Here is an 11,886-nt window from a genome sequence, read left to right as displayed (position 1 = left end):
TCTTCGCGACGCTGGAAAAGGCGTTCGCGTGACGGCTGGCCAGCGTCGCTGGCGCCTGCGATAGGAGCTATCGCGGCGCTGCCAGCGGCAGGCTGACGTGAAAGACGGCCCCCCCTGACGGTACGTTCTCGGCCCAGATGCGCCCGCCATGCGCCTCGACGATGGTATGGGCGATCGAGAGGCCGATGCCCATGCCTTGCGCCTTGGTCGTGAAGAACGGCTCGAAGATCTCCGTCACTTTCTCCGCGAGGATCCCGTCGCCGGCATCGGCGACCGAAACGAGGGCCACATTACCGTCGGCAAGACTGGTTCGGCCGATGACGCGGCGCCGCTTGTCCGGGAGATGCGCCACGGCATCGATGCCGTTCACGACGAGATTCAGGATGGCCTGCTGAAGCTGAACCTTATCGCCCCTGACGCGGATATCCGCGGATGAGGGTTCGGTCATGAGTTCGACGTCGTGGGTCAGGGCCTGCACGGAAAGGAATCGAAACACCTCGCCAACCATCGCATTAAGATCGAGCTCGCGCCGTTCGGTCGGGTCTCGCTTCAGAAACGAGCGCAGCCGGCTGATGACGTCGGCGGCACGCTGATCGTCCCGGCGAATGTGGTCCAATATGTGCCTGATCTCGCCGAGGTCGGGCGCCGGATTCCGCAAGATCTGCTGGGCCGTCTCGGCATTGATCAGGATGGCGGCGAGTGGCTGGTTCAGCTCGTGGGCGAGCGAGGCGGACATCTCACCGGCGGTGGCGCGGCGATTCATGTGGGCGAGCTCCGACATGCGTTGCCGTGCCTCGACCTCGGCCACGAAGCGCAAGCGGCGCTCGCGAAGCAGAATGGCGATCATCAGCGCCTGCACCAGAACGACGCTGGCGACGATGGTGACGTGCCAGTGATACTTCTCCCAGAAGGTCGGTTCACGGAAACGCACCTCGCTGCCGGGAGGCAGATGGGCCTCGTCCACGTTCCAGCGTTTCAGCTCCCGCCAGTCGAAGATCGGCTTCACGTTATTCCCGCCGAAGGGGACGATGCTCGACGGGGCCTCGCCGTCGAGAATCCGCATGGCGACTTCGCCGGCTTCCCGTCCGATCATTTCGGGCAGCAGCAGGAAGCCGCCCACGCCCGAGCGCCCGAGGAACGTATCGGACGTGATGATGATCGGGCGGTTGGCGCTCTCGGCGATGCGTGCGAGCGCGGCGGCCGGGGAATAATAGGTGCCTTCGCCGTCGGAATACATCGCCGAGGTCAAGATCGCGGAGCGCGCGGGCAGTGAGGCGACGTGAGCGCGGACCTCGCGCAGCACCGCGCCCGACAGATCGGTGACTTCGAGGTCGGGCATTGCCGCCGCGAAGTCCTGCTTCCAGTGTCCGTATGTCAGCGGATTTTTCCAGGCCTCGCCGACGAGAACGACACGGTTGAGCTCGGGAACGACGGCGCGGGCTGCGGTCAGCAGCTGCGCCGGTCTCACCCGTGCGAAGACGGTCGTCGTGTTGGGCAGGAACAGCGCGCGGGTCTCGGGCAGATCGGGCACGAAGCCGTAGACGACCGGCGCTGCCGGCCAGATCCCCTGCTTGCGCTTCTGAAGGAATTTCGCCGATGAGACCCCGATCGAAACGATGACGTCGATCGGCTGCTGCGCATATTTGGTCTTGAAGTGACCGACCAGGCTCTCTTCGTAGTCCGGTCCCGGGAAGCGGGCGAGGTCGAGGCTCTCGCCGTAGGTCACCGTGTGACTCGTCCCGTTCGGCTTCGCGGCGGCGCGGATGCCGGCAAAGATCTCGGAATAGAAGGGCGAGCGAAAATCAGCCTCTTCCAGAACCAGGATCGAACGCTGCCGCTTGCCGTCGGCCGCGATGCATTCACGCGACAGGCTTGCGAGCAGGCAGATGATCAGGATGCGCATGAGCCCGGTGATCATACGCATTGTCGGGCTCTCGGCCCCGCCTCCAGTTGCAATCGGGCTTCCTCGGTGAGGATGCGCGCGAGAGCATACAAGCCGGACCTGGAGTTTCAAACGGAAGGATGCGCCGCCGCTCCGCTGACACAGCAGGCGAGACGAAGTGCCGCTACTTGAACGGATCCTGGATCGACGGCGCCGATTGCCGGATGCGGCGCACGCTCACTGGGGTGCCGTCGGAGACGAAAAGCAATTCGTAGCGCCGGCCTTCGCTGTCGGTGGCGGAGCAAGTGACGTCGGTCACCCTCCTGGCGGCGAAATTGCCGGTCTGGCGGCAGAGGCCGGTGGAGGTCTGCTCGGCCGGCACCGGCAGGCCGTCGACCCTGGGGCGGTCCTTGGAGTTGAGCAGCATGCGGTCGATCGGCAGCTCGTAGGAATTGTCGTCGGCGCGCTTGCCGTTCTCGCCGGAGAACGACACGACATGGCTGTCGTCGGAGGGATCGTCGACAGCGACCGCGAAATTGACCCGGCCCTTGTCACCATGGGCGTAGGCCACCGTCTTGCAGGCGAAGGTGCGCCCGGCGACCTTGAAGGTCTTGCAGTGGCCGGACATCAGCGCCAGCAGGTCGATGAAGGCATTCTGCGGCGCCGGCGGATTGTTGACCGGGATCGGTCTGGAAGTCTCGGCAAAACAAGGACTTGCCCCCGCGGCAAGGGTCGCGGCGAAGACTAGCGTGGCGGCCTGAAGCGGTCGGCAGAGGCGCATCGGAAGGCTCACGTGCCAGGGAACCACGGTCAGGTTCCGTACCATAACGATCGAACCGCAAATTGGTTGCGATCCCGTTTGTCCTGCAAGTCCCGCCTGAAATACCACCGCGCCACCCCGACGGCGATTCATCCAAATCGCCCAAACCGTCCCGCAGGCACTTGCCGTCAGGCCGGTGTTTTTTTCGTGGCGGAACTCAGGCCATCGCCGCCTGCCAGCGCGTATCGCGAAGTGAGGGCCGGCGGTGCAGGCGGGCGTCCAGCAGGGCGCGGGCGCGGGCGAGCTCGCCGCCGCGCATGAGGGCGACGATGTAGGTGTCCTCGACCAGTTCGCGCTGGGCGTGGCTGCCGCCGATCCGCACGACCTCGCCGAGAACCGGCGCCAGCGTTTGCGCGCATGACGCGTAATTCTCATCTGCAAAGGCCGCCAGCGCGCGGAAGATCGCCGGCACCACGGGGCCGGCCGGCAGCTTGCCCTCGGCGAGGCGCTGCTCGATGGCCGCAAGGCGCGTGGTGAGCGCCGGGTGATTCTGCGTCGCCGCCGCGAACAGCGCCATGTGGATGTCGGCGAAAGACAGGCTCGACTTCGGAAACAGTTTTTGCGCGCTGGCGTCGGCTTCCAGCCACAGCGCCTCCGGCACGGAATGGCCGTAAGCCGACACGCGCCACAGCAGCGAGGCGGCGTCGGTGATGATGTTGAGCGGCGGCGCCTGCGTGACCGACGGCTGGAGCACGTCGGCATAGATCGACAGTGCGCGGGTCGCATCGCCATGCTCGAGCGCGCCGAGCGCCTGGTGCCAGCTTATATGGCCGTGCAGGATTCCGGCGCGGTCGTAAGTCGGCATCCAGTCGTTGACGAGGCGGTCGGCCGCCTCGATCGAGCCGTCCTCGAACATCGCATGCAGCACGGCGTGTGCGGCGTGGGCATTCCGACGGCGCAAATTGAAGCCGCGCTCGGTCATGGCGCGGCCGCGCGCGACGTCGCCGTTTTCGGTCATCGCCCAGCCGGCCATGGTCAGGAACCACCAGTCCTCGCCATAATGCTGCGCAAGCCGCTCGCACAGCTCATGCCGCGCACGGTCGTGGTCGGCCATGCCGGAGAAGGCGAACAGGCCGAACGCGCCGAGCGGCAGCGACAGCACCATTGCATCGCGTGGCGAGCTCTCGATATGCCTCAGCGTCGCTGCGATCGCCTCCGGCAGCCGGCCCTCGATCGCCAGCGCCAGCGTCTCGACATGCGAGCGCTCGCGCTCCGTGCCGCGCTTGGCGACCAGCTCGCGCGCGAGCGCCGCCTTGCTTCGGGCGAGATCGCCCTGCTGGTAGAAGGCGTGCACGCGCGCGCGGGCGATATGGGGAAGCGCAAAGTCCGGGTCGGCCGCGATCGCGCGCTCCAGCATCTCCGCCATGCCGGTCCAGCCCGCGAGCATGAGGTCGACGCCCTCGCGATAGGCGCCAGCGGCCGCATCGGATGTGGTGGAGAGCGGCAGGCCGTAACGGTCTTGATGCGCCATCGTCGTCTCCCGGTTTCACGCCGTCCGCGCGCGGCGGCCTTCGATCGGGTAGGCGGGATCGTTGTAGCCCGGCGTCGAGGGATGGCCTGGCACGACAAGCCGATCGATCAGTGCCTCGTCATCCCCAGTGAAGCGATAGTCGAGCGCGCTGATGTAGCCGTCCCACTGCTCCTCGGTGCGGGGCCCCGCGACGATCGAGGAGACGAAGGCGGAGTTGAGCACCCAGGCGACGGCGAACTGGCCGGCGGTGATGCCTTTCTTCTCGGCGTGCGACTTGATCTCCTGCGCGAGCTGAAGCGATTCCGGCCGCCATTCGGTCTGCATCATGCGGGTATCGTTGCGGCCGGCGCGCGTCTCCTTGTCCGGGGCGGCATCGGGCTTGTATTTGCCGGTGAGGACGCCGCGCGCCAGCGGGCTGTAGGGCACGATGCCGAGGCCGTAATAGGAGCAGGCCGGAAAATGCTCGACCTCGGGCATGCGGTTCATCGCGTTGTAATAGGGCTGGCTCACCGCAGGACGGTCGATGCCGAGGCGGTCGCAGATGTTGCAGATCTCGGCGACGCGCCAGGCGCGGTAGTTCGAGACGCCGAAATAGCGCACCTTGCCGGCGCGGATCAAATCGCCCATCGCGCGCACCGTCTCTTCCAGCGGTGTCGAATGGTCTTCCTTGTGCAGATAGTAGATGTCGATGTGGTCGGTGCCGAGCCGCGTCAGGCTTTCGTCGGCGGCCTGCAGCACCCAGCGCCGTGACAGTCCGCCGCGATTGGGATCGTCGCCCATGGGATTGGCGAGCTTTGTGGCCAGCACCCAGGCGTGGCGGCCTTTGCCGATCGCGCGGCCGACCACTTCTTCGGAGGCGCCCTTCGAATAGGCGTCCGCGGTGTCGATGAAGTTGATGCCGGCATCGCGCGCCTTGTCGATGATCCGCTTTGACGTGGCTTCATCGGTCGGCCCGCCGAACATCATGGTGCCCAGACAAATCGGCGACACTTTCAGGCCGGTGCGGCCGAGCTGACGGTATTGCATGGGCGGGTCCTCGATATCTTTGGGAGCGCAGCATAGCCAGCTACAGTCGTCATTGCGAGCGCAGCGAAGCAATCCAGCAATGCCGCTTCCTCTCGTCGTCCCGGACAAGCGCGCCCCAAGCGCGCGCAGATCCGGGACCCATAACCACAGGGTTGCGTTCGGCGAAGACTCGGAGTCACGAGCTTCGTGCCACAACTGCTCCCTGTGGTTATGGGTCCCGGCCTGCGCCGGGACGACAGCGGAGTGTGTGGTTGCGGCAGTGGCAACCTGACCGAACAGCTACCCCGGCCCCTTCAAAATCTTGAACACGCCATTCGCCATCACGATGCAGCGACCATCCACGGTCACCTCCGTGCTCATGAAGATCAGGCTGCGGGTCGAGCGCACCACGCGCGGGCGGGAGATCAGGATGTCGCCGATCTGGCCGGCCTCGACGAAATGGGTGTCGAGCTGCACCGTCGCCATGAACTCCTTGCCGGAGACGTAGCGGGCGGTCATGCCGCAGGTGCGGTCGGCAAAGGTCATCATCACACCACCCTGGACCATGCCGCGACGATTGTGGTGCTTGTCCTCGGTCGCGAGCGCGAATTCGTAATGACCGTCGACCTTGCGCTCCCACAGGGGACCGATCAGGTGCATGAAGCCCGTGGTCTCCAGGATGGTCCAGCCGTCTGATTTCAGCCTTGCGGCGGCCTTGTTGGTCATCTCGTCGTCCATTCCGGTGCGAGCCTTGCGATCTCGTTTCATCGGGGCCGGACGTGGTGTAGTCAAGCATCATGAGACCGTTCGACGATGCCACACGGCGGAATATTGCGAATGCCTGCGCGGCCTTCATGCGGCTGCCGGCGGGTGAAGCACCGACGACGCTGAAGCGTGCCGCGGTGGCGGTTGCGCTGACCGCGAGCGAGGACGATGACACCGCATTCCTGCTCACGCTGCGCGCATCACATCTGCGCGCCCATCGCGGCCAATGGGCGCTGCCGGGCGGCCGCTGCGATGCCGGCGAGACGCCGGTCGAGGCGGCGCTGCGTGAGCTCGACGAGGAGCTCGGCCTCCGCCTCACCGGCGCGGAAGTGCTCGGTACGCTCGACGACTATCCAACCCGCTCCGGCTATCTGATCACGCCCGTCGTGGTCTGGGCCGCCGACAGTGCCGCGATCAAGCCAAACCCGGACGAGGTGGCTTCGGTCCATCGCATTGCGCTCGACACCATCGAGCGCGATGACGCTTTCGATTTCGTCGCGATCCCCGAGAGCGCGCGCCGCGTCATCCGTTTCCATCACCAGGAAAGCCTGATCCACGCGCCGACGGCGGCGCTGATCTACCAGTTCCGCGAGGTGCTGGCGGGCCGGCACACCCGCGTGGCGGAGCTGGAACAGCCGGTCTTCGCCTGGAAGTGACGATGGTAAACGGCGCGTTAACGTGACGGTTACCGGATGCCTGCTAAGAGGGCAGCATGCATCATTCGATTCGAAACTGCCTCTCTCGAAACAGCCTTGCGCTGGTTCCACTCGCGCTCGCATTGCTCGCGCCCGCCGCTCGTGGCGGCGAGATCGACGCGCTGCCGCCCGCCGTTCGCGATGCCAACGCCCAGCTGCTGTCGCAGTTTTTTGCGCAAGGCGGGGGAGCCTCGCCGGCCGTGCTCGAATATCGCCGCAAGCTTGCGGAATATCAGGCGGCGCGCGCGGCGTTCGACGCCGAGGCCGGCGCCTATTGGAGCCAGATCTCCGAGAAGCGGAAAGGCCGCAACGCCAAGCGGCGCAGCGGGCAGCAGGTGACGCTCGACGACTACGTGCTGGAGCATCCGCCGCTCTATAACGGGCCGAAGAAGCCGGTGAATCCCGACCCGGAGGAAACGCCGGATCGTCCCCCCAAAAAGCCGATCCCGGTGGTTGCCGATTTCCTGCGCGCGGCGCAGGAGCTCTACCAGTTCACGCCGCAGCGCCCGGCGAGCGAGATCGAGTTCAAGCGCGCCTATGCGCGCTACGCGCTCGCCTCCGGGCTGACGCGCGAGCAGGCCGTGCGGGTCTATTCGTTCGAGACCGGCGGCACCGGCAGCCACGACGTGCAGGCGGGAATCGAGCATGGCGGTAAGCGCGCGATCTCGACCGCGATGGGCTACAACCAACTCCTGACCACCAACAGCGTCGAGCTGCTCGCCGAGCAGGGGCACGAACTCATTCGCGCGCTCTCCGAGAAAGTGGCGCGGACATCAGGACCGGCGCGCCAGTCGCTCGAGCACAAGCTCGTCGTGCTGAAGAAAATGGTGGCGCATGCGAAGTCGGTGCCGGACACCTGGTCGGAGCACGAGAAGATCGGCAACACCGCGCAGGGCTGGGCCATGCATGCCATGGTGCTGGACATCGATGTCGGGCCGATGCTGCAGACCCACAAGCTCCTGACCTCGGTGCTGTTCGCCCGCGCCAAGGGCTACAGCCGTCCGCTGACGGCGGCCGAGCTCGAGATGATGAACCTCACCGGCGACGGCACCGGGCTCGACATGGTGACGATGCCGCAGGCGATGCGCGAGCAGGTGCCGACCTCGAACTTCTTCCAGCGCGGCGGCTACGAGCGCAACCCGGTCGCGATTCGCCACAACACGGTGGCCAAGCTGCTGGCGGTGACGGACGATCGGATGGACGCGAACAGCAGCAAACCCGGTGCAAGGGAATTGGCGGGCGCGTTTTAGGGAACTGGCGAGCTGCCGTAGGGTGGGCAAAGCGAAGCGTGCCCACCATTTCGATCAGAACGAGGTGCTAGATGGTGGGCACGGCACTAACGCGCCTTTGCCCACCCTACGGCAGCTTCGTTCGTGGCGAGAGCCGCCGCTCCTATTGATCCGGCCCGAACTTGAACTTGCCGTCGCCTTCCAGATAGGGGCCGCTGCGCATGTAGAGCTGGCCGTTGTGGCCGATGAAGAACAGCGTGCCCTTCGGGACCTTCTTGGCGCCCTTCAGGAGCTCGCCGGCGTTGCTGGTGCCCATCTTGTAGGAAAAGGTTTTGCCCTCCCTGTCATAGGCGTAGCCGGTGTCGGGCTTGAGCTCCCATGGCGTTGCCGGGGCTTGCGCGAAAGCGGGCGCGGCGAATGCGCCGAGCACCGTTACGAGTGCAGCCGATACAAGTGCAAATGTCTTGGTTGAAAATGCCATCATCCATCCTCCCCCGTCGCTGGGGTACCCGGCTTGAACAAATCACGAACGGCCTATCCGGGTCAATTTGCGAAAGCGCCGCAGCGCATCACGTCTTGCCCAGCAGTTTGTGATTTTCCCTTCGTCCCCTCGCGACTATGTTCCGCTTTCCGTCTAGAACGCAACTCGACAAAATTATGGGTGGGGATGATTCGGATGCGCCATGTGATTAAACTTTGCTGGGCTGCTGCATTGTCGTTGACGGCGCTGGCACCGGCCGCCCGGGCCGATGATTACCAGCTCAGCCACAACCAGCGGATTTCGTGCAGCCGCGGCCTTGCCCCGGGCAAGCTGAACACGGCGACCTGCAAGTCCTACACCTACCTCTTCAACACCAAGACCTCGGAATATTTCCGCTGTCAGGTCTCGCTGGCGCTGACCCGCGACAACAAGGAAGTCATCAACGTCCAGACCGACGGTGGCTGCACCAAGAAGCCGCGCATCTTCGAGACCGACGGGAAGTATGATTTCGACGCGACCGAGACCGAGCCGCCGAACACCAATTCGTTCTTCGGCCCCGGCGGCTATTCGGTGTGGGCGGCCGATGTCGGCGCGCAGAAGGTGCGCGGCTGCATCATCATCTCCTCCGGCCTCGGTTCCGACATCTCCAAGTGCCTGGACATGACGTTCCAGTGAAACGTCGCTCGCGATGGCGGCGCTCCGGACTACGGCTGCGCCACCTCGCCGCACCTCGGGTTCCCGAAAAATCCTGCCGGATCGGCCGTTTACCGCAGTCCTGTTTTGTCTTTTGGATGGGTTGACCCGCATCCCTCATCCGGCCAATTTCGCCGCCGGTTTGGGGAGAACAACAACCATGAAACGGACCATTTTCGGCGCGGCCGCGGCTCTTGCTCTGGCGGCGTCGGCACCTTGCGCGCAGGCGCAATCCTTCATCAACGTGCTGACCGGCGGCACCTCCGGCGTCTATTATCCGCTCGGGGTCGCGATCGGGAAGATCTACGGCGACAAGATTCCGAACGTGAAGACGCAGGTGCAGGCCACCAAGGCGTCGGTCGAGAATTTGATCCTGCTGCAGCAGGGCCGCGGCGAGCTGGCGTTCACGCTGGGCGATTCGCTCAAAGCCGCCTGGGACGGCGAGGAGGAGGCGGGCTTCAAGACCAAGCTCGACAAGCTCAGGACCATCGGCGCGATCTATCCGAACTACATCCAGATCGTCGCGACCACTGAATCCGGCATCAAGACGCTGGCCGACCTCAAGGGCAAGAGCCTCTCTGTCGGTGCGCCGAAGTCCGGCACTGAGCTGAATTCGCGCGCGATCCTGGCCGCCGCCGGCATGAGCTACAAGGATCTCGGCAAGGTCGAATACCTGCCGTTCGCCGAATCCGTCGATCTCATGAAGAACCGCCAGCTTGCAGCGACGCTGCAATCGGCCGGCCTCGGCGTCGCCTCGCTGAAAGACCTTTCGACCTCGAGCCCGATCACGGTGGTGTCGGTGCCGAAGGAGACCGTCGACAAGATCGGCCCGCCCTTCGTCTCCGCAATCATTCCGGCCAACACCTATACCGGCCAGGACAAGGACGTGCCGACGGCGGCCGTGATCAATTATCTCGTCACGAGCTCCGCCGTGTCCGACGATCTCGCCTATCAGATGACCAAGCTGATCTACGAGTCGCTGCCGGAATTGCAGAACGCGCACGCGGCCGGCAAGGAGATCAAGCTCGAGACCGCAGCGACGGGCAGCCCGGTTCCGCTGCACCCCGGCGCGATCCGCTATTACAAGGAAAAAGGGCTGATCAAGTAAGGCGCGCTCTTTCCGCGAACGTCATGCCCGGGCTTGTCCCGGGCATCCACGTTCTTGGAGACACCCGTAAGACGTGGATGGCCGGGACAAGCCCGGCCATGACGGTGTGGTGAGCAATGCCTCGATGATATAAGCGCCACAGGGCTGAGGACGAGATAGATGCTGGAAAAGGCAGAGGGCACGGCGACCGCGCCCGAGAAGGTCAAGGTCGAGTTCGACAATTTCGAGCACGGTTTCCCGGAAGGTTTCGGTCCGGGCTGGTGGGGGCAACTCGCCTACTGGATCGGCATCGCCTTCGCCACCTTCCAGCTCTATGTCGCCGCCTTCAACTATCTGCCGAGCCAGGTGGTGCGCGGTGTCCATGTCGGCTTCCTCGTCCTGCTCACCTTCGGCCTGATCGCCAATTTTACCGCGAAGAGCAATGCCGGCCGCGCGCTCGGCTGGGTGATCGGCGGCGCCGGCTTCCTGTGCGGGCTCTACCAGTGGATCTTCTATGCCGATTTGATCGCGCGCGACGGCGACCCGACGCGGCTTGATCTCGTGGTCGGCACGGTGCTGGCGGTGCTGATTTTCGAGGGCACGCGGCGCCTGATGGGCGCGGCGCTGCCGTTGATGTGCGGCGCCTGCCTCGTCTACTGGTTCTTCGGCCAGTACCTGCCGTCGCCGCTCAACCATCGCGGCTACGACTTCGACCAGATCATCACGCATCTGTCGTTCGGCACCGAAGGCTTCTACGGCGTGCCGATCTACGTGTCGGCGACCTACATCTTCCTGTTTATCCTGTTCGGTTCGTTCCTGGAGCGCGCCGGCATGATCCAGCTGTTCACCGACGTTTCGCTCGGCCTGTTCGGCCGCACCCGCGGGGGACCTGCGAAAGTCGCGGTGTTCGCCTCGGGCATGATGGGCACGATCTCCGGCTCGGGCGTCGCTAATGTCGTGACCGTCGGCCAGTTCACGATTCCCTTGATGATCAGGTTCGGCTATCGCCGCGCCTTCGCCGCCGGCGTCGAAGCCACGGCCTCGATGGGCGGGCAGATCATGCCGCCGGTGATGGGCGCGGTCGCCTTCATCATGGCCGAGACGCTCGGCGTGCAATATTCCGAGATAGTCAAGGCGGCGGCCATTCCCGCGATCCTCTATTTCGCGTCCGCGTTCTGGATGGTGCATCTGGAAGCCGGCAAGCACGGCCTCGTCGGCATGAAGCGCTCGGAAATCCCGAGCGCCTGGAGGGCGCTGGTGACGCGCTGGTACCTCGTGCTGCCGCTCGCCGCCCTCGTCTACATGCTGTTCGAGGGATTTACGCCGCTCTATGCCGGCAGCATGGGTCTGGCGCTGACGGTGGCGCTGATCCTCGGCACCGCCATCACCACCGGCGCCTCCTCGAATGTGATCCGCACCATCTTCTGGATCGGCCTTGCGCTCGTCGTCGCCGCGCTCTCGCGTGACGGCCTCAAGATCGTGCCGGTCGCCAGCGTCGTCGTGGGGCTGATCGTGATCACCGCCTTCGTGCGCGGGGGCTTTGCGGCGTTGCGTGCCTGCCGGGACGCGCTGGCCGAGAGCGCCAAATCCGCCATCACCGTCGGCATGGCCTGCGCCATCGTCGGCGTCATCATCGGCATGATGTCGCAGACCGGCGTCGGCACCATCTTCGGCGGCTGGGTGATCGGGCTCGGCGAGAAGAGCCTGTTCCTGGCGCTGATCATGACCATGCTGCTATCGATCCTGCTCGGCACCGGC

The 11,886-nt window shown here is 65.1% G+C and carries 11 protein-coding genes; 5 read left to right on the top strand and 6 right to left on the bottom strand.

Going from position 1 to position 11,886, the window contains the following annotated elements:
* Positions 1–67: 67 nt before the first annotated feature.
* From CV770_RS38910 to CV770_RS38890, 5 genes are all read right to left on the bottom strand, one after another.
* Positions 68–1,924, bottom strand: a complete 1,857-nt coding sequence (locus tag CV770_RS38910) for a sensor histidine kinase (protein WP_104466079.1) — start codon at positions 1,922–1,924, stop codon at positions 68–70.
* A gap of 142 nt (positions 1,925–2,066) precedes the next feature.
* Entirely contained in the window at positions 2,067–2,663 is a 597-nt protein-coding gene (locus CV770_RS38905; protein ID WP_165637220.1) for a hypothetical protein, read from the bottom strand.
* Positions 2,664–2,859: 196 nt separating this feature from the next.
* Positions 2,860–4,173: a tetratricopeptide repeat protein gene (locus tag CV770_RS38900; protein WP_104466078.1), complete on the bottom strand. Its 1,314-nt coding sequence runs from the start codon at positions 4,171–4,173 to the stop codon at positions 2,860–2,862.
* A gap of 15 nt (positions 4,174–4,188) precedes the next feature.
* A complete protein-coding gene (locus CV770_RS38895) occupies positions 4,189–5,199 on the bottom strand; it encodes an aldo/keto reductase (RefSeq protein WP_104466077.1) in 1,011 nt (336 codons plus the stop codon).
* Positions 5,200–5,478: 279 nt separating this feature from the next.
* Positions 5,479–5,904, bottom strand: a complete 426-nt coding sequence (locus CV770_RS38890; protein ID WP_201760233.1) for a PaaI family thioesterase — start codon at positions 5,902–5,904, stop codon at positions 5,479–5,481.
* A gap of 71 nt (positions 5,905–5,975) precedes the next feature.
* Between CV770_RS38890 and CV770_RS38885 the strand changes: the two genes are divergently transcribed.
* Together CV770_RS38885 and CV770_RS38880 are read left to right on the top strand one after the other, a co-directional pair.
* Positions 5,976–6,599, top strand: coding sequence for an NUDIX hydrolase (locus CV770_RS38885; protein ID WP_201760232.1), 624 nt, complete (start codon positions 5,976–5,978; stop codon positions 6,597–6,599).
* A 56-nt stretch (positions 6,600–6,655) separates the two neighbouring features.
* On the top strand, positions 6,656–7,888 hold the full coding sequence (locus CV770_RS38880; protein WP_104466074.1) for a hypothetical protein: 1,233 nt from the start codon (positions 6,656–6,658) through the stop codon (positions 7,886–7,888).
* Positions 7,889–8,030: 142 nt separating this feature from the next.
* Here CV770_RS38880 and CV770_RS38875 read toward each other — a convergent pair whose 3' ends face one another.
* Positions 8,031–8,348: a hypothetical protein gene (locus CV770_RS38875; RefSeq protein ID WP_091956024.1), complete on the bottom strand. Its 318-nt coding sequence runs from the start codon at positions 8,346–8,348 to the stop codon at positions 8,031–8,033.
* 195 nt (positions 8,349–8,543) lie between these two features.
* Here CV770_RS38875 and CV770_RS38870 point away from each other — a divergent pair, with 195 nt between their 5' ends.
* The 3 genes from CV770_RS38870 to CV770_RS38860 form a co-directional block, all read left to right on the top strand.
* A complete protein-coding gene (locus CV770_RS38870; RefSeq protein ID WP_038948879.1) occupies positions 8,544–9,023 on the top strand; it encodes a hypothetical protein in 480 nt (159 codons plus the stop codon).
* 178 nt (positions 9,024–9,201) lie between these two features.
* On the top strand, positions 9,202–10,149 hold the full coding sequence (locus CV770_RS38865) for a TAXI family TRAP transporter solute-binding subunit (RefSeq protein ID WP_104466073.1): 948 nt from the start codon (positions 9,202–9,204) through the stop codon (positions 10,147–10,149).
* 159 nt (positions 10,150–10,308) lie between these two features.
* A partial coding sequence (locus CV770_RS38860; RefSeq protein WP_201760231.1) for a TRAP transporter permease occupies positions 10,309–11,886 on the top strand: 1,578 nt, incomplete at its 3' end.

This window comes from Bradyrhizobium sp. AC87j1 (assembly GCF_002936975.1).
Classification (GTDB): Bacteria; Pseudomonadota; Alphaproteobacteria; order Rhizobiales; family Xanthobacteraceae; genus Bradyrhizobium; species Bradyrhizobium shewense.
The sequence above is the reverse complement of the archived record's forward strand: the minus strand, read 5'-3'. Positions and strand labels throughout refer to the sequence as shown.

Excerpts from the sequence above, each read along its gene's own strand:
- CV770_RS38910 (WP_104466079.1), bottom strand. The coding sequence starts at position 1,924 with ATGCGTATGATCACCGGGCTCATGCGCATCCTGATCATCTGCCTGCTC.
- CV770_RS38905 (WP_165637220.1), bottom strand. The coding sequence starts at position 2,663 with ATGCGCCTCTGCCGACCGCTTCAGGCCGCCACGCTAGTCTTCGCCGCG.
- CV770_RS38900 (WP_104466078.1), bottom strand. The coding sequence starts at position 4,173 with ATGGCGCATCAAGACCGTTACGGCCTGCCGCTCTCCACCACATCCGAT.
- CV770_RS38895 (WP_104466077.1), bottom strand. The coding sequence starts at position 5,199 with ATGCAATACCGTCAGCTCGGCCGCACCGGCCTGAAAGTGTCGCCGATT.
- CV770_RS38890 (WP_201760233.1), bottom strand. The coding sequence starts at position 5,904 with ATGACCAACAAGGCCGCCGCAAGGCTGAAATCAGACGGCTGGACCATC.
- CV770_RS38885 (WP_201760232.1), top strand. The coding sequence starts at position 5,976 with ATGAGACCGTTCGACGATGCCACACGGCGGAATATTGCGAATGCCTGC.
- CV770_RS38880 (WP_104466074.1), top strand. The coding sequence starts at position 6,656 with ATGCATCATTCGATTCGAAACTGCCTCTCTCGAAACAGCCTTGCGCTG.
- CV770_RS38875 (WP_091956024.1), bottom strand. The coding sequence starts at position 8,348 with ATGGCATTTTCAACCAAGACATTTGCACTTGTATCGGCTGCACTCGTA.
- CV770_RS38870 (WP_038948879.1), top strand. The coding sequence starts at position 8,544 with ATGCGCCATGTGATTAAACTTTGCTGGGCTGCTGCATTGTCGTTGACG.
- CV770_RS38865 (WP_104466073.1), top strand. The coding sequence starts at position 9,202 with ATGAAACGGACCATTTTCGGCGCGGCCGCGGCTCTTGCTCTGGCGGCG.